General features: G+C 37.4%; 16 protein-coding genes and 3 tRNA genes. 11 read left to right on the top strand and 8 right to left on the bottom strand.

Going from position 1 to position 18326, the window contains the following annotated elements; genetic code table 11:
* Nucleotides 1-14: 14 nt before the first annotated feature.
* The 4 genes from AC1M9P_RS05760 to purD all read left to right on the top strand — a co-directional run bounded on the left by AC1M9P_RS05760 (nt 15) and on the right by purD (nt 4597).
* Nucleotides 15-869, top strand: coding sequence for a DUF3426 domain-containing protein (locus AC1M9P_RS05760; RefSeq protein WP_481586980.1), 855 nt, complete (start codon nt 15-17; stop codon nt 867-869).
* Between the two features lie 375 nt (nt 870-1244).
* The gene (gene fis / locus AC1M9P_RS05755; protein ID WP_001086304.1) at nt 1245-1514 is read left to right on the top strand and encodes a DNA-binding transcriptional regulator Fis; all 270 of its coding nucleotides are present in this window, start codon (nt 1245-1247) and stop codon (nt 1512-1514) included.
* 88 nt (nt 1515-1602) lie between these two features.
* A complete protein-coding gene (gene purH / locus AC1M9P_RS05750) occupies nt 1603-3177 on the top strand; it encodes a bifunctional phosphoribosylaminoimidazolecarboxamide formyltransferase/IMP cyclohydrolase (RefSeq protein WP_092766164.1) in 1575 nt (524 codons plus the stop codon).
* A 136-nt stretch (nt 3178-3313) separates the two neighbouring features.
* A complete protein-coding gene (gene purD / locus AC1M9P_RS05745) occupies nt 3314-4597 on the top strand; it encodes a phosphoribosylamine--glycine ligase (RefSeq protein WP_481586979.1) in 1284 nt (427 codons plus the stop codon).
* Between the two features lie 49 nt (nt 4598-4646).
* On the opposite strand, the gene AC1M9P_RS05740 is transcribed toward purD, so the two are convergent.
* Nucleotides 4647-6161, bottom strand: coding sequence for a hypothetical protein (locus AC1M9P_RS05740; RefSeq protein WP_481586978.1), 1515 nt, complete (start codon nt 6159-6161; stop codon nt 4647-4649).
* A 238-nt stretch (nt 6162-6399) separates the two neighbouring features.
* Nucleotides 6400-7815, bottom strand: a complete 1416-nt coding sequence (locus AC1M9P_RS05735) for a cytochrome P450 (protein ID WP_481586977.1) — start codon at nt 7813-7815, stop codon at nt 6400-6402.
* Nucleotides 7816-8034: 219 nt separating this feature from the next.
* On the opposite strand from AC1M9P_RS05735, the gene AC1M9P_RS05730 reads away from it, so the two are divergent.
* From AC1M9P_RS05730 to AC1M9P_RS05715, 4 genes are all read left to right on the top strand, one after another.
* Nucleotides 8035-9117, top strand: a complete 1083-nt coding sequence (locus AC1M9P_RS05730; RefSeq protein WP_481586976.1) for an AraC family transcriptional regulator — start codon at nt 8035-8037, stop codon at nt 9115-9117.
* 363 nt (nt 9118-9480) lie between these two features.
* Nucleotides 9481-10350, top strand: a complete 870-nt coding sequence (locus tag AC1M9P_RS05725) for a MetQ/NlpA family ABC transporter substrate-binding protein (protein WP_481586975.1) — start codon at nt 9481-9483, stop codon at nt 10348-10350.
* 71 nt (nt 10351-10421) lie between these two features.
* A complete protein-coding gene (locus tag AC1M9P_RS05720) occupies nt 10422-11447 on the top strand; it encodes a methionine ABC transporter ATP-binding protein (protein ID WP_481586974.1) in 1026 nt (341 codons plus the stop codon).
* Nucleotides 11444-12139 carry a methionine ABC transporter permease gene (locus tag AC1M9P_RS05715; protein ID WP_035267644.1) on the top strand — a complete coding sequence of 232 codons (696 nt, stop codon included), beginning with the start codon at nt 11444-11446 and terminating at the stop codon, nt 12137-12139. The genes AC1M9P_RS05720 and AC1M9P_RS05715 overlap by 4 nt, the downstream gene beginning before the upstream one ends.
* 40 nt (nt 12140-12179) lie before the next feature.
* On the opposite strand, the gene AC1M9P_RS05710 is transcribed toward AC1M9P_RS05715, so the two are convergent.
* Nucleotides 12180-12566, bottom strand: coding sequence for a DUF4951 domain-containing protein (locus AC1M9P_RS05710; protein WP_481586973.1), 387 nt, complete (start codon nt 12564-12566; stop codon nt 12180-12182).
* Between the two features lie 225 nt (nt 12567-12791).
* Between AC1M9P_RS05710 and gloB the strand changes: the two genes are divergently transcribed.
* Nucleotides 12792-13523 carry a hydroxyacylglutathione hydrolase gene (gene gloB / locus AC1M9P_RS05705; protein ID WP_481586972.1) on the top strand — a complete coding sequence of 244 codons (732 nt, stop codon included), beginning with the start codon at nt 12792-12794 and terminating at the stop codon, nt 13521-13523.
* A 255-nt stretch (nt 13524-13778) separates the two neighbouring features.
* On the top strand, nt 13779-13982 hold the full coding sequence (locus AC1M9P_RS05700; protein WP_035267651.1) for a hypothetical protein: 204 nt from the start codon (nt 13779-13781) through the stop codon (nt 13980-13982).
* Nucleotides 13983-14143: 161 nt separating this feature from the next.
* On the opposite strand, the gene AC1M9P_RS05695 is transcribed toward AC1M9P_RS05700, so the two are convergent.
* The 5 genes from AC1M9P_RS05695 to AC1M9P_RS05675 all read right to left on the bottom strand — a co-directional run bounded on the left by AC1M9P_RS05695 (nt 14144) and on the right by AC1M9P_RS05675 (nt 16909).
* Nucleotides 14144-14228, bottom strand: a tRNA-Leu gene (locus tag AC1M9P_RS05695).
* A 38-nt stretch (nt 14229-14266) separates the two neighbouring features.
* Nucleotides 14267-14340: transfer RNA gene (locus tag AC1M9P_RS05690), tRNA-Trp, on the bottom strand.
* Between the two features lie 38 nt (nt 14341-14378).
* Nucleotides 14379-14463, bottom strand: a tRNA-Leu gene (locus tag AC1M9P_RS05685).
* 108 nt (nt 14464-14571) lie between these two features.
* Nucleotides 14572-15420: a protein kinase domain-containing protein gene (locus AC1M9P_RS05680; RefSeq protein ID WP_481586971.1), complete on the bottom strand. Its 849-nt coding sequence runs from the start codon at nt 15418-15420 to the stop codon at nt 14572-14574.
* The gene (locus AC1M9P_RS05675) at nt 15365-16909 is read right to left on the bottom strand and encodes a DUF3336 domain-containing protein (RefSeq protein WP_481586970.1); all 1545 of its coding nucleotides are present in this window, start codon (nt 16907-16909) and stop codon (nt 15365-15367) included. The genes AC1M9P_RS05680 and AC1M9P_RS05675 overlap by 56 nt, the downstream gene beginning before the upstream one ends.
* A 205-nt stretch (nt 16910-17114) precedes the next feature.
* Between AC1M9P_RS05675 and AC1M9P_RS05670 the strand changes: the two genes are divergently transcribed.
* A complete protein-coding gene (locus AC1M9P_RS05670) occupies nt 17115-17987 on the top strand; it encodes an ATP-binding protein (RefSeq protein WP_481586969.1) in 873 nt (290 codons plus the stop codon).
* Nucleotides 17988-18326: the final 339 nt, after the last annotated feature.

The raw sequence follows: 18326 nt of genomic DNA, 5'->3' as shown, positions 1-18326 counted from the left end.
GCTTAATTTAAGATATGAGTGATAAACAAACCCGCTGCCCAAATTGCTCCACAATTTACAAGGTATCAGTCACCCAGTTAACTGTTGCCGAGGGTATGGTTTGTTGTCCTAAATGTTCTGCTGAGTTTAATGCGCTTCTACATCTATTCAATCCTCAACCGAAAGTGATTGAACCTTTAATCACAGAAGCCCAAGACAGTACCTCACCATCTGAAGATGTAATTGAACCCAAACAAGAACAACACCTATTGGATATTTTCGATCGTAAAGTTGCAAATTCAAACATAACCTTGCGTACGTATTTAAATAACTTAAATACGTTCAATCATGATCCGATTACCAATTACCCATCTTTAAATCTTTCATCATCGATCCATGCCAATAGCCAATCGAAACCAAGAACTAGGCTTTATATTGCGACATGGGCGATCGTAAATACAATTTTAGCGTTATTACTGGTTTTTCAATTTTTATGGTTTAACCCAAATGTATTGCAACGCTCAACTGCGCTAAATCAGGCATTTATATCAGCATGTAACTTATTTAATTGTGACACGCTTGATGAACGCTATACCCATATAAAAGTACAAGACCTCAATATTGAGTCAACATCAGCGATATCTACTGTTTTTTCAGGTCACTTGGTGAACCAATATAGCAAAGGGCTAAAACTGCCTCTGTTGAAAATAAGCATTTTTCAACAAGGTAAATTGATTTCATCCTCTATTAAAGCACCCAATGAATATTTAGTAGAAAGTTTGCATGGAATTACACGAATTCCTCAAGATAGTCCATTTGGTTTCAAATTTAGTATAAATTTTTCTCAATCTGAGTTTGACAATTATAAATTGGAAGTTATACGACCATAAGATCAAAAAAAACGATAAAAAAATTAAAAAAAATGTAGTTTTCTTGCTCACTTTTTCATAGACAATGGTATGATACGCGCCACGAAAGCTTTGTACCGCAAACTCCTCGCAATTTCTCAAAATAAATACAGTTCTGTTCATGTGCTTAATTTTTTTATTCAGCGCATCAGGGATGTTTTTTGTTTTATGTGGAACCGTAACAAATATTAAACTATTGTTACGCTTATTTTTCACTCAATTGCTCTAGTTGTGGCAAGCTAATTGTTCTTGTTTTAGAGTCGACCGTTTTAGGACCTAAAACGGACCTCGTTTTTTTTATTTTGACCACAAAATCACTTTTACCCTAAGTGATTATTGATTCTCGGATTAACTCGCATGAATAGCAAATCTCCTATTTTTACTGCACAATCTGATGTCGCTCTTCGTATTCACGTAGATCGCGCAGTTCGCCATTATTTTGCACAATTGCAAGGCGAGCAACCATCTCAAGTTTATGACATGGTTTTAGCAGAAATGGAGAAACCTCTTTTATCTGTAGTGTTAGAATATACACGTGGCAACCAGACTCGCGCTGCTGAGATTCTAGGCCTTAACCGTGGTACTTTACGTAAAAAGTTGAAAGCTCACGGTTTAATGAGTGAATAAATGATAAAATGCTTGCGGCTTCCGCGGGCATTTTTTTTACCTGCTATTTAGCTTTTTTGTTTTAATTCTTGATAACTGTGACTAAATCATGACTATTAAACGCGCATTAATCTCTGTTTCTGATAAAACAGGCATTGTTGAATTTGCCCAAGACCTTGTTGCTCTAGGGGTAGAAATTTTATCTACTGGCGGTACTTATAAGTTGTTACGTGACAACAATATTGCTGTAGTCGAAGTTTCAGAGCACACTGGTTTCCCAGAGATGATGGACGGACGTGTAAAAACACTTCATCCGAAAATCCACGGTGGTATCTTGGCTCGTCGTGGTCTAGATGAAGCTGTGATGGCTGAACACAACATCGATGCGATCGATCTAGTTGTGGTAAACCTTTATCCATTTGCTGCAACTGTTGCAAAACCTAACTGCTCACTTGCTGATGCGATTGAAAATATCGACATCGGTGGTCCAACGATGGTTCGTGCTGCTGCGAAAAACCATGCGTCTGTAGGTATCGTTGTAAATGCATCTGACTATGCGACTGTAGTTGCTGAGCTTAAAGCTGAAGGCTCACTTTCTTATGCGACTCGTTTTGACTTAGCAGTTAAAGCATTTGAACATACTGCTCAGTACGACGGTATGATCGCATCTTACTTAGGCGCTCGCGTTGGTAAAGAAGAAGGTCAAGCTGATCAATTTGCACGTACATTCAATACGCAATTAAATAAAGCACAAGATTTACGTTACGGTGAAAACCCACATCAATCTGCTGCATTCTATGTTGACCCTGCTGCAACTGAAGCCTCTGTTTCTACTGCTAAACAGTTGCAAGGTAAAGAATTATCTTATAACAACATTGCCGATACTGATGCAGCACTTGAATGTGTAAAATCATTTGCGAAACCTGCATGTGTAATCGTAAAACACGCTAACCCATGTGGCGTTGCAGTCTCTTTAGACGGTATTAAAGCTGCATATGACCTTGCATATGCAACTGATCCAGAATCTGCATTCGGTGGCATCATTGCGTTTAACCGTGAATTAGACGTTGCAACTGCACAAGCTATTGTTGATCGTCAATTTGTTGAAGTGATTATTGCACCAAGTGTTGCTGAAGGTGTATTAGAAGTTACAGGTGCGAAGAAAAACGTACGTGTACTTGTATGTGGCGAATTACCAGCAATTGATGAACGTGCTCCACAAATGGACTATAAACGTGTAAACGGTGGTTTGCTCGTTCAAGATCAAGACTTAGGTATGATTACTAAAGATGATCTTAAAGTTGTGACGAAACGTGCCCCAACTGAACAAGAAATTGATGACATGATCTTTGCTTGGAAAGTTGCGAAATACGTTAAATCAAACGCGATTGTTTATGCTAAAAACCGTCAAACGATTGGTGTCGGCGCAGGTCAAATGAGCCGCGTAAACTCTGCTCGTATTGCTGCGATTAAAGCTGAACATGCAGGCTTAGTCGTTGAAGGTGCAGTAATGGCATCTGACGCATTCTTCCCATTCCGTGATGGTATTGATAATGCCGCTAAAGCAGGTATCAAATGTATTATCCAACCGGGTGGTTCAATGCGTGATGAAGAAACGATTGCTGCTGCTGACGAAGCAGGTATTGCAATGGTGTTCACTGGCATGCGTCATTTCCGTCATTAATTAATGGTTCGTGTCATGATGACTTCTCATAAGTCACCTATAACACTGATAAGAGATTTTTAATCTTGCCTAAAGTCCTCTTCTATTCATTTAGTTGAGGACTTTATGTCATTTTCGATTCATGGAGTATGAACCGATGAATATTTTAGTTTTGGGTAATGGCGGTCGTGAACATGCATTAGCATGGAAAATCGCTCAAGATGAAAAAGTAGCTAAAGTTTTTGTTGCACCGGGTAATGCGGGCACAGCAACAGAAACAAAATGTGAAAATGTAGCACTTAACATTTTAGACAACCCTGCCATTATCGACTTTGCAAAAAATAATGCCGTGGATCTGATTGTTGTCGGTCCTGAAGCACCGCTTGTAAATGGTGTAGTCGATGCTTGTCGCGCTGCAGGTGTGAAAATATGGGGTCCTACCCAATTTGCAGCGCAATTAGAAGGCTCTAAAGCGTTTGCTAAGCATTTCTTAAAACGCCACAACATCCCAACTGCTTTTTATGATGTATTTACAGAAGTCGATGCAGCAAAAGCATTTGTTGAGAAAAATGGCGCGCCTATCGTGATCAAGGCCGATGGTCTTGCTGCAGGTAAAGGCGTGATCGTTGCGATGACCAATCAAGAAGCGTTTGATGCGATTGACGACATGCTTGCAGGCAACAAATTTGGTGATGCAGGTTCACGCGTTGTCATTGAAGAATTCTTGGCAGGTGAAGAAGCATCTTTCATTTGTATGATTGATGGCGATAACATCTTACCAATGGCAACTTCACAAGATCACAAACGTATCTTTGAAGGTGACCAAGGTCCTAACACTGGGGGTATGGGTGCTTACTCTCCTGCCCCTGTTGTGACGGCTGAAGTTTTTGAAAAAACCATGAATGAAGTGATGCGTCCTACCGTTGAAGGTATGAAAAAAGACGGGCACGTTTATACAGGTTTCTTATACGCAGGTTTGATGATTGATGAACAAGGTCAGCCTAAAGTAATCGAGTTTAACTGTCGTTTTGGTGACCCTGAAACTCAACCGATCATGATGCGTTTAAAATCATCTTTAGTTGATTTAGTTGAAGCAGGTATTGAAGGTAAACTTCCTGCAGAAGCTGAATGGGATGAGCGTAAAACTGTCGGTATCGTACTTGCATCCAAGGGCTACCCTGAAACCTCTAGCAATGGCGATGTGATTTCTGGTTTAGATACGGAAATGGCAGATGCGAAAGTGTTCCATGCAGGTACGAAAGCCAATGAGAATGGTGACATCGTAACTGCTGGTGGTCGTGTCCTTTGCGTGACTGCACTTGGTAATACCATTGGTGAAGCACAAGCAAAAGCTTTAGAGCTTTGCCAAAAAGTAACGTTTGACGGCGTTCAATACCGTAAAGATATTGGTTACCGCGCGATTGCTCGTGAAAATGCTTAATACAGTTTAAGTATTAAAAAACCCCGCTTTGTGCGGGGTTTTTTACATTTCATATAGATTCATCTTTCTCTTTAATTTTAAAATCATTTAAATCTATTTTAAAAGCATCATACTGATAATCATATAAAACTCGTCTTGCATGTAAAATTTGATCTATAGTTTGTAGGAAAGTACGTCTCTGATTAGTATCTTCTTTTAATGGATTATCTAAAGCGTAGCTAGCTAAAGCTTCACCCCACTCCTTACCTTTTAATGAATTTTTACGATCTGAATATTCTCTATAATATTTTTCAAAGGCTTTCCCAGACTTAATACTTTCTCTATCTCCTGATCTCAATCTCTCAGAATTAAACCCTAGCTTTTCATCTAATGAAATTGCTATTTCAATAAGCTCATTTAATGTAAAGTTTTCAAACTCAAAATCAGGATAATTAACATTGATGTAACCAACAATATTATTTTTTTCTAATTGTTTTCCAAAAAAGCTAACATTTCTTGAAACATCACCATCAAAAGAAATAAAGCTGAATCTTTTTAATTCTCTGTCACTTTTCAAATGATCTTCGAGTCGCATTGGTGCATTTGCATTTTCCTGAAAAACACCTTTTAAATTAATGAATTCAATACCAGCAAGAGCAGCTTTTGGTAAAATATGTAATGCCGCTTGATACTCAGTTTCGCCCTCTAAATACCATCTTATTGTGCTACCAGTGTGTAATCCAAATTCGAAAGCAAGGCGAGGTCTAGTGGTGAGTCCATTTTCAATCGGCCTTTCTGATCCATATAATTTTGTTCTAGCACCTTCATGCCAAAAACCAAATGCTTCATATTCTTCAGCCCATTGAACACCATGCGCTTCTTGAAATGCTAATCGTATAACTTCAGCAATATGTCTAAGCCACAAAGCACCACCAATATTCCCGGTGATTTTTTCCCTTTTAGTCCAAGGTGCTAAACGGAGCATCATATACAATTCATAGTTATCATCGAGTTTTGCAGCTCCTATTCTTAATTTTTCATGATTTGACCGCCAAGTTTCGATATCCAAAGTCTTAACATAAGCTAAAATTTTATTTTTATAAGGAAATAATGTCTCATCAAACTCTTCTGGAGTTGAGCAATATGGAAATCTAAGTTTTGTTTTATTCGTGATCTTAGGCCAATATATTGGTTCTAAGAGTATAGCTAAATTACTAATTTGATTAGCTAGCTGTACTTCAGCTTCAATTAACTCTAAAGAAGGTAAAGAGTCACTTACACGCCTTAAAAAATCCTGAAATGAATCACGATTAATTGATGAGGTTACAGTGTGTCTTAGCTTACATAGCTGTACTGCCCTCAAAAATGGATATATTCTAAATGGATGAAATAAGTTATTGCTATCTACAGTTAACCAACCTAATTCAATAAACCTACTCGGATCACCTTTTACCACCCCAGCTATAGAAATCCCTCTATCTTTAGCAAAACTAATCATTTTCGTTTCAATAATTAAATCATTTTGATTTAAATTAGAATAATCTTTCAAATTTTCTTCAAAAAACTGATGAATTTCTGTGAACATTTTCTTAGCTTGTAAATATTTAACTTTCTACAATCTAATAAAATATCATTTATTAATTCCTATCTATATGAAAATTTTTCTGCAAACCCCTCGCCTCATCTTCGGCCAACGGCAAGACGCTGACACTGCTCCATTTATCCAAATGTGTGTAGATGCTTGAGTTATAATTTATGATCAAATCCAACCTCTTTTTCACGATACATAAAAACATCCCTCATCTAGTATGAGGGATTTTGGACTATTTAGATTCTAACTTTGGATGCAGCTTTACCATCATCTTAGAATATCCACGAACAAAATTAGACTGAACAATCTCAGGTGTTTCAAGCACTTCAATTCTGTCATAACGTTTGAGAATCTCCTCCCAAAGAATAGTCAATTGCATCTCAGCCAAACGACTACCCATACAGCGATGAATTCCATAACCAAATGATAGATGTTTTTTCACATTTTCACGATCAATACGAAATTCATCTGCATTTTCAAACACAGTTTCATCACGGTTAGCAGACGCATACCACATAACAACTTTGTCACCTTTGCGGATATACTGACCTTTATAAATTAGATCTTGAGTCGCTACACGGCGCATATACGCCAATGGTGTCTGCCAACGAATAATCTCACTAACCATATTAGGCAACAGATCAGGATTATTTTTCAGCTTGTCTAATTCCTGAGGGAACAAATGCATTGCATAAACCCCGCCCGACATCGAGTTACGAGTCGTATCATTCCCGCCTACGATTAATAATGCCAAATTCCCCAGAAACTCTAATGGCCGCTGAATCAGATCCTTTGTTTCATCACTCCGAATAAGCATACTCATCAAGTCAAAGCTTGAAGCCTCACCTGCTTCTATACGTGCAGCCTTATCATGCCAAAGTTGTGACAAATCTCTCACCATTCCTTTTAGACCATCAAAAGTATTTTCAATGGTCATCGTGCCGCCTGTCGTACCTGGGGATGAAGATGCAATTTCAGACCAATAGACCAATTTACGGCGTTCTTCGTAAGGAAAATCTAACAATGTCGCCAACATTCTTGAGGTCAGTTCAATTGAAACTCGATCTACAAAGTCGAAAGCTTCATTTAAAGGCAATTGATCAAGTACGTCTTGGGTCCGTGTCCGAATTAAGCTTTCCATGTCTTTTAAGTTTTTAGGTACAAAAACCCCCTGCACAGCTTTACGCTGAATATCATGCTTCGGTGGATCCATCGCAATAAACATTTCAAGCTCTAAACCTTGCGGTTGCTCACCCAACATAATGATCGGTTCTGAAGAAAAGAGCTGATGATTTTTATCAACGTACATGACATCTTCGTACTGTGTCATCGACCAAAAAGGACCAAATAAACTGTTTGATTGATAATGTATCGGCGCATCTTTCCGTAATCGCTTAAAAGTATCCTTCCATACACCTTGCTTGTATAAAAAAGGGCTACTGACATCAAGCTCTTGTAAGGGGCAAACATTTGGATCTGGAAGTTGAATTTCTTCAATGTGATCAAAATCAGGATTCTTGAATAGGCTACTTTTTAATTTATGGTATACATGGGCAGCTTTGATATGATTTTCTAAGGGAATATAGCGAGCGCTAAAATTCACCAAATCTACTCGAACAGCATTCATTTTTTTGACTAAATTATTCATGACAATGTGTCCTATGTGATCTCATCTTTAAATTTATATTCAGCCTTTATTCCATTAAGCTGATGATCTAAGTTTGAGCATAGAATTTTAAAAATACACAATCAGGTCATTTTTTGACATTAATAAGTCATTTTTTGACATTCTTTTTATTCAAATTAGCAGCTCTAATGAGGCTAGATTTAAGAATGATCAATATCACGCTATCTGGACTTATGTATGATGTCTAAAGGAATAGAACATAGCAATCAGGACGATAATGCAATTCGGGCATTGATTCCCTGCGCATATGTCAGAATCATTGCGCAACAATTGGGAGGTGGGCTGCGTGTATTCCCAACTTTATTGAATGACACATCTCTGACTGCTGAATTTATTCAACAGGAAGATTCCCGGATTTCAGCATCTGATTTTATTCGTATATTTGACAATGCATTGAACATGGCAGATGTTCCCGACTTCGGTTTAGAACTTGGACATCGCCTTAAACCAACGACTCATGGCGCAATGGGCTTTTTGATGCACAGTTGCCCAAACCTTTATGCTGCACTTGAAGCGATTCAACATTATCTACCTACTCGAATTGGATTTGCAGAAGTCATTCTCGAAATGCGTGATCAGCAGATGAATTGTAAAATTCAATTTAATATCGATTGCTCCACCCTTGTATATCAAAGCATGATCGAGTCTTGCATGGTGGTATTTAAAGAGTGTGCTGAATTTATTTTAGGTAAGCCATTAACTGAGGCGAAGTTGCTTTTTAGCTATCCTAAACCTGCTTACCATGCTGCTTATACAAAAATTTTTCAATGTGATTTCGCATTTTCACAATCTTTTGATGGCATTCAGATACCTTTATCTGTGTGTAAAATCCCGAATGCTTCAGCAAGTCAGGAGAACTATCTCATTGCAAAAAAACAATGTGAAAATGTACTTAAGGAACTTCTTACACCCCAAAATACTTATCAGTTTCGTGTCAAAAAAATACTGATTGAGCATTTATCAGATCCCAAAAATGAATCTGAGATTGCCGCTTCATTATTCATGAGCAAACGAACCTTAGCTCGTCATTTAGAAAAAGAAGGTTTAACCTTTAAAGAAGTCAAAGATCAGGTGCTTGCACAGCAAAGTGCTTATTTTCTTGAGCATACGCAACTCACGATTGAAACAATTGGTATGCTTCTTAATTATCACGATGCCTCAAATTTCAGACGAGCATTCAAGCGTTGGTTTGGTATGCCCCCTAGCCAATATCGGCAGAAATACAATAATGATCTTACCAAGCAAATTTCTAAATTAAATTAAATCCATATTTTTCATATTGATATATTAAATCATTATAAGGTGTTCGGCTGATAACGGGTCTTTCTAATTTTAAACACTCAAATTATAAGTATGATATTTAAAGTTTATTTATACATTCTCATAAATTGTATATGACGCTTTATGCTAAGCTAGTTCATTAACATCACTATATTGAATAAAAAAAAATTGTTATCATCAACCAACTTTTTTGTTATCAATGCTTAAATTATTGATAGCTAAATACCGAATTATCTCTAACAGATGAATAGCTTGAAGTGCTCTTGAAACAAGGACAGTTCATTTCACTATTCACCTCACTGCATATGTAAGTTGAAGATCGTTTCAACATACTCAGGAAATATCATGAAGAAAATTCTTGGTTTAGTTTTGGGCCTATCAGTGGGTATCGCTGGATGCTCAAAACAAGATGCTCCAGAAACCGCTGCAAACAACACGAATAAAGATTCAGTTCAAACCATTACAATCGCTTCTACAGGTTCAGATGCAGATATCTGGAAGTTCATTGCAAAATTGCCAGAAACTGAAGCTGCAGGTTTAAAGTTAGATGTTAAAAACTTTACTGATTATGTTTCAATGAACACTGCGGTAGCCAATAAAGAGATTGATATCAATGCCTTCCAATCATATGCATATATGGTTGCATACAATGATGCCAATACTCAAAAAATTGCGCCATTATCTACGACTTATCTTGAGCCAATGGGGATTTACTCAAGCAAAGTTAAAAATTTAAATGATTTCAAAACAGGTTCGACCATTGCAATTCCAAACGATGGTGCTAATGAATCACGTGCCCTTTTATTATTGCAATCTGCTGGTTTAGTAAAGTTAAAACCTCAATTTGACAATGTCAAAGGCACAACTTCTGATGTAACTGAGAATCCTAAACAAATCACCATTAAACCGATTCAAATGGCAACTGCGGTACGTGTGAAAGATGAAGTGGATGCCATTGTATTAGGCAACACCTTAGCAATGGAAGGTGGTCTGAACGTATTAAAAGATGCGATCTACTACGAGCCAATCGATCAAAGTACAAAAATGAATGTGAATGTACTGGCTGTAGCTGAAAGCCGTCAGAATGATCCTGTATTGCAAAAGGTGGGTCAGCTATATCATACAGATGCAGTTAAGCAATATGTGAAAGAAAACTTTGGTGGCACTAAGGTTAATGTTGATAAACCAACAACATATCTCACAGAAGCTCAATAATTCTAGACTTCTGTATTTTTAACAGGCAAATTTAATTTGCCTGTTTTTCATTTTTAATAGTTCTTGACGTTATGATTGAATTTAAAAATATTAGTAAACATTATCAGCTCAAAGGCCAAACTATTCACGCCTTAGACAATATTAATCTGACGATTCCAGATGGAAGTATCTTCGGAATTATAGGCTATAGTGGTGCAGGTAAAAGTACACTGATCCGTTTGATCAATTTACTAGAAAGACCCAATCAAGGTCAAATGATCATCCACGGTCAAGATTTCACTGCTTTGAGCGCTTCAAAATTACGTCAAGAACGCGCCAATATTGGTATGATTTTCCAACATTTCAATTTATTGCAAACCAAAACCGTTGCAGCCAATATTGAAATGCCAATGAAACTCCTTGGCTGGAGTAAAGCTGAGCGTCTAAAACGCTTAGATGAGCTACTTGAGTTTATCGATTTAGAACATAAACGCGATGCTTTTCCAGATGAGCTTTCTGGTGGTCAAAAACAGCGTGTAGGTATCGCTCGGGCACTTGCCAATCATCCAAAAATTCTACTCTGTGACGAAGCAACATCAGCGCTTGATCCTCAAACGACAAAATCTGTACTAGCCCTTTTAAAAAAAATTAATCAAGAGCAAGGCATCACGATTGTCATGGTTACGCACGAAATGGATGTTATTGAGTCGATTTGCGACTTTGTTGCAGTTATGGAACAAGGCAAAGTGATTGAACACGGCAGTACTCTCGATATCTTTAGTCAACCTCAACACCCGACGACCAAAACATTTATTCAAACTGTTTTACAGCAGCAATTACCTATCAATATTTTAAATAACTTAGAAAATCAAAATCACCACAGTATTTATAGCTTGCAGTTCTTAGGTACTTCAGCACAAGAAACTGTTGTACAAGCTGCCATCAAACGATTTGATATTAGTCTCAATATTTTATTTGCCAACATGACCGAAATTAATGGCGCTGTGATTGGACAAATGTTTGTGCAATTACTGGGTGATCCAGACATTATTCAAGAAACCATCAGCTTTTTCCAACAACATGGCGTTAAAGTTGAGCAATCAGGAGTACGTGCATGAGAGATATGATTGTTCAATGGCTAACAGAAATTACTGAACCTTTTTGGAAAAGCTCGCTTTCAATTGATCAATTTGTGACAGCCCTACAAGAAACCTTTCATATGGTTTTCTTTGCAATGCTATTCGGTACGATTTGGGGTTTAATTCAAGGAATAACCCTACTTGTTACACGACCAAACGGGATTTTAGCCAATCGTGTGATTTACTATGGATTAAACCCTATTGTAAATGCATTACGCTCCCTCCCGTTTATTATCCTCCTGATCGCGGTTATTCCACTAACAAAAATGATTGTGGGTACTTCTATTGGGACATGGGCAGCTATTGTTCCTTTAACCATTTATGTAGGCCCTTATATTGGTCGTCTGGTTGAAACTTCACTCCTTGAAGTCAACGAAGGCATCGTGGAATCAGCGCAAGCTATGGGCGCAACACCCCTACAAATTATTTTCAAATTTATTCTACCTGAGGCACGCAGTTCCCTCATTCTCAATTTAACTACAGCTGCAATCAGCTTAATTGGTGCAACAGCCATGGCTGGCGCTGTCGGTGCAGGTGGCATTGGTGATCTTGCGATCTCCTATGGTTATCAACGCTTTGATACCAGTGTCGTTATACTCACTGTTATTGTGCTTTTAGTATTAGTTCAATTGGTGCAAATGACAGGTGAAAAACTCGCCAAAATGCGATAGTAAATTTAAAAAAAGATCTCAAATGAGATCTTTTTTAATATCAATCCATCCAAAGTGAAGCGATTTTTTCCATTAATTGCGCACGTAACGGCGCAGTTGGATTGCATGGATTACGCTTTGCTTCATGCTTATAAAACGCTTGCCAATCGCGTATCATTTCCAAACTAACACCTTGAGCTTTAAACTGATGGATGTCTTGCTTAGATACACTTTCTAAGCGTGCTTGAGCACCTTCTGGACCTGTTGCCCAACCGATAACCCCTTGCCCAAAACTCGGAAGGCTCATTTGGTTAGGTGTTTGAGGAACCGCTTTACGTTCGATTGTCTCATTGACCTTACAGCTGCTTGGACGCTCGTATAACTGAGACTTTTGCAGTTGACCAACTTGAGAGTTCTGCATACAACCAACAAGAACAATCGAACTCATCACTGCGCTGATGCAAGCACTCAATCTCACTTTTATCATCATTTACTTTTTACTCGAAATTAGTTCATCAGATCAGATAATCTTAAGCTAACAACAATGCACCTCATCAAATTCGAAATCAATATTTACAATACATCGCTGTTTAAAATTTGGGTGAATTTTACAATTTGATAAGCTTGATCTAGGATGAGATCAAATAAGTCACATGCTTTAGGATCGTTTAGGATGCGTTATCAAGTTCGCGTAATTGATGTTAACAATGCGCTACAAAACTATATATGGATTATTGAAGATACTGAAACCCAAGAAATTGCAGTGATAGACCCTACAGAAGCCAATTTGGTGGTCAACTATTGTGACTCGAATGGTTTAACACTTAAGCAAATATGGCTTACCCACTGGCATAAAGACCATATTGGTGGTGTACCAGAGTTAATCGCGGAAAAAAATATTGAAGTTTATGGTCCACGCGAAGAATTATCTAAAATTCCATTTATCAGTTGTCCACTCAATCATGATGATGAATTTTATTTTAATGACTTAAAGCTTGACGTCATCGCTGTTCCTGGCCACACCTTAGGTCATATCGCAATATTTGCAGATGAAATCGACAGTTTATTCTGCGGAGATACCTTATTTGCAATGGGATGCGGACGCCTTTTTGAAGGAACTGCTGAACAAATGTATCAATCACTTAACCGACTGTCAGCGCTCCCTCCAAGAACTCAAGTCTACTGTACCCATGAATACACGCTCTCAAATGCCCAATTCGCTTTACATGTAGAACCTGAGAATAAGGCACTGCAAGAACGATTTGAGCAAGTTCAGAAACTTCGAGATCAAAATCAAATAACCTTACCTTCCACCATTGAAATTGAACTTGAGACCAATCCTTTCTTGCGCGTCAACAGTGCTGAAGAATTTAAACGTATTCGGGAAATGAAAGATAATTTCTAAATTTAGCATTATCTATTCAAATTACAGATGTTTATTACTGAGCGACATTCGCTCAGTTTTTTATCCCTTTCAGATAAAATTTTCTATTCTTTACTTCAACACTTCATAAAAAATTGATCAAATTTTTTCTTTCAATCGCATGAAATATATACATTTTTATTAAATTACAATAAATTTACATTAATTTATGGTCAAGCCCTTTAAAAAGACCATCATTAACCTTATTAATATTTCATTAGTCAAAGGAGTTGTCTCATGAAGAAAGTGGTCAAAGCAAAAAATTTAATTGCATTCAGAATTTGGTTAGAAAAATTAGGTTATTCCGTTCGAAATTTAAAGGATAACCAAGGCTTCACTTTCAGCTTTAAAAAAGAATATGGTTTAGTGACATGTGACTTATCTGGAAATACTCTGGCAATGCAATTAGGTGAAGAATTCGAGGATCACTTAAAGGCTTAATTTCAGCTTAATTCAACGGAATGAATACTAAATAGATCATCTAAATATTAACATCGCCTCTTTGTAGGCGATTTTTTATATTTATATATTTCAGTTTTCAGTCTGTTTTTATATAAAAATATAGGCAATAAAAAAGCAAGGTATCAAACCTTGCCTTAATATGGTGGGGACGGAGAGACTCGAACTCTCACACCTTGCGGCGCTGGAACCTAAATCCAGTGCGTCTACCAATTTCGCCACGTCCCCTTTGAATACTCAATCATATTAGTGAGCTTCATAAAACTTGGCAGAGGATCAAGGATTCGAACCTTGACGAACGGTTTTGGAGACCGTCATGCTACCATTACACCAATCCTCTATTTCACCTACTTCGGTCGTTCCACCTAGTAAATTACTTGGTGGGGACGGAGAGACTCGAACTCTCACACCTTGCGGCGCTGGAACCTAAATCCAGTGCGTCTACCAATTTCGCCACGTCCCCGATGGCTGTGTATATTATAGAGATCATTATCTCATGACAAGCCCTTTTTTTGAAAAACCTTATTGTTTGACTAAATATAAAACAATTATCCATTTTACTGGTTTTTCTTTAGACAAATTCGCTTAATATCTGTTTTAATTGATAAATATTGTCCAATCTTTGTGATTTATTTTTCATCAACATCTGCTGGAGTACTGGTGTTAAGTCAGAAAAAGGCTTAATAATTTCAACTTTTAATTGCTGACAATGCCATTTTGCCCAATCCATATAGCTTTTTTTACGGATTGAGTACTGATTTAACCATTCCAACCAAATAATGCCGAGTGCATATATATCAGATGCTTGTGATTTTAATTCACCATGAAACAACTCAGGCGCCATATACCTTGGTGTTCCATGCGTAGAAACTTGAGGATGGCACTCAAAGTGAAACATCTGTTCAAAATCAATTAATTTGGGTTGACCATTCAATATTCTAAAATGTTCTCTTTTGAGATCTGCATGAACCAATCCTTGCTCATGAATCAATAGTAATGCATCTAAACTTTGTAATAATAAATTGACCACATTTGAAAACTCATTTTGTCGAGATGTCTGCATTTGAGTATTCACAGAATTTTCTACTTCAAATAGCGGCGCCGCATTTTCAATCAGAATCAATGATGAAGAATCATGTTTTGATGTAGGTGTATTGAATCTACTGTTTTCGTCATACACGATCTCAAACGGCACTAAGATCTTTGAAGAGCCAGTACTGAGTGATTGGTAGTGTTTTATCTCATTGTCGAACCACTGCTCATGCTGTGAACTGATACCCTGCTGTTGTCGCTTAACCCAATACGTTTGGTCGTCTATTTCGATACAATAAATTAGACGACCATACTGCTGACTTTGTTGAGAATTAACTGGTTGCCTGAGCAGAGGCTGAATGGTTTGCCACTGTAGATTGTTTTTCAAGAGATTCATTTTGCTGTTTCAGTTGCGTCAGCATATCCAAACAATGTTCAATGGTTTTTCCTATACGCGCATGTGTTTCAATACTGGACAGTTTTGACCAAGTTGCCCGTTCCCCTTCTCTTTGAAGGACTTTAAACAAATGAGGTCGCGGATTTTGTAACATATAATGATAATGTCGCAGACTATAATTACCTACAATATTTAAATCCCCATAATAACGCTGATCAACAATACCATAACCGTGATCCAATAGTCGTCTAATCGTCGGCACACTGCCCATTCGGTCACGAGTGAAATTCATGACATCCATCGCAATCGTTTTACCATGTTTACGCACTAAACGTTGCGGCCAGCTGAGCAGATCTGTTCTAAAACGTTCCGCATCACTTTGCATGAATGGCACAATATGTGGATTCACCTGACTGGCAATGGTGTAATTAATATTGTAAAGACGAGCCATTTTCTCTTGTGGAAAATCACTTCTCACACTGCCATCCACCCAACGAATACTTGCCAAGTATGGTGTATGCACCCCATCATAACGCTTACTGGTCAGTCGAACTGGAGGAAATAAGATGGGAACCGCACATGATGCCAAAACTGCACTCCACACCAGTAAATCTGGTGCAGTATATTTGTTCATGATACGAGCATCTTCCTGAGCGACATCATAAGGTGCGACACTGATATTGATATCAAGCCCAGACTTTTCATACGCTTCTTGAAACGTTAAGTCCCCTAAATTTTCCACTAAAAATTTCTTAAGATATCGCACATCAGCAATACCACCATTTCCTCTAAGCAACTCTTTGAAACTTCTGAAATGGAATGCTTCACTATAAAAGCTCTCTCCTGTCAGCAGCTGATCAATATCTTTTTGATCAGAAACGCCTAACATCGCCGTCATTAACGCACCAGCACTCGAACCTGATAAAACTTTCGGCATCAAATCTTGTTCCATCAGCGCCTTACACACGCCTGTATGAAACAAACCTAATGAGGCCCCACCAGAAAACATCATTGCTGGTTGACCATAGGTCAGTTGACAATTTTTAAAAAAATCGAATTTTTCTTGATGCGTCAAACCCGAACATTCATCTGAAGCGATATAAATTAAACTCTGTGAAACCTCTTCAATATAGTCCTCAATAAGTTTTTTAGTGCCAATATATGTTTGTGTGAACAGCATAGGATGACCAATATTAGCGACATCATGACTCAGGCCTTCTCGCAAAATATAGATAAGATCAATTACACGATGATTCAGCTTGTAACGGCGTAAGAGATTTAAACGATGCGATATAATTTCAGCATCAAAATAGGGTGAAGTATTATCAAACTTCCATTCCTGAGCGCCCGTCTCCTCATCCAGCTTTAAGGCAATGTCTTTCCACTCTTCATAGCTCTCCGCACGTTCAAGCTCATGTTGCATTTTTTTAATTCGATACGCTTGATGCGGATTAATTTGACTACGAGTGCCTAAAATCATTGAGCTAGTCCTTTGATTTTTATTAGTTCAATTAGTTTTGTTCAGTTTTTAAACTATGCAAAAAAAGCACAAAATAATCAACTTAATAAAATTTATTTCTTGTATCGACCAGTCATCATAGATTTATCCCTTAGATCAGTTCACATCGCTGTCGTCATCATGTAGATTAAACTTGATTTTATTGAATTGTATTTCACGAATACCTATGGCGACTCTAGAACTACCAGATCAACTGTTAACAAAAATTTCTCAACTTATTGACCAACTTAATCACACATTATCTGAACCGAGTCAGGAAATTGATTTCTCAGCACTAGGATACAAATGGCAAAATAAACGGTTAATCGCCATTCAAAAACCTAAAATGATTCATCTTGATGATCTAAAAGGTATCGAAAAACAAAAAGAAAAAATACTGCAAAACACTGAACAATTTTTACAAGGCTTACCTGCAAACGATATTTTATTGACAGGATCTCGTGGAACCGGAAAATCATCTATTGTGAGATCTTTACTGTCTAAATATGCTGACCGTGGTTTACGCATCATTGAAATTGAGCGTGATGATCTGTCAGACCTACCAGAAATACAAAAAATTATTGAAGGTCGTTCTGAAAAATTTATCGTCTATTGCGATGACTTAGCCTTTAATGCTGAAGACGAAAATTATCGTAGCTTAAAAAGTGTGTTAGATGGTTCACTAGAGTCAGGTTCTGGCAACTTTATTATTTATGCGACCAGTAACCGCCGCCATCTACTCCCAGAATTTATGCATGAAAACACCCCGATCACTAAAGTGGACGTGCCTCAATATACTGAATTACATCCGCAAGAAGCGATCGAAGAAAAAATCTCATTGTCTGATCGTTTTGGTCTTTGGCTTTCATTCTACCCGATGGATCAAAATCTTTATTTAGAGATTGTAGAGCACTACTTAAAAAAATCTGATATTGAAATGACACCTGAAGTACGTGCTGAAGCGCTACGTTGGTGCCAAGCCAGAGGTCAACGCTCAGGTCGTTCTGCATTCCAATTTTCAAAACATTGGATCGGCTCTACTCAATTAAAGCGTGATTAAGCATTTACATCAGCTTCTGCAATAAGAAACTAAGATGGAATGACGTCTTAGTTTCTCGACTTTCACTCTTTAATCTAAGTTATTAGCTTTTATTACGATAAAAGTTAATAAATTATTCATGAATAATTATAAAGATAAAATTAACAATTTAACTCATTGCTCTCTATCGATATTAAAAAATTTAAAATAAAAAAATCTCAAATATTACTTTAAGCTATTAATTTAAATAAAATTTATTAACTAAATAAGAATAGAGTTCTTTCATAAGTCATTTTTTACTCAGCTCCATGTTATAGATTCCAGCAATTAAATTAAATCTTAAGCCTAGTCTTTTGCCGC

The organism is Acinetobacter sp. 25-47-122, from assembly GCF_056779695.1.
The sequence above is the reverse complement of the archived record's forward strand: the minus strand, read 5'-3'. Positions and strand labels throughout refer to the sequence as shown.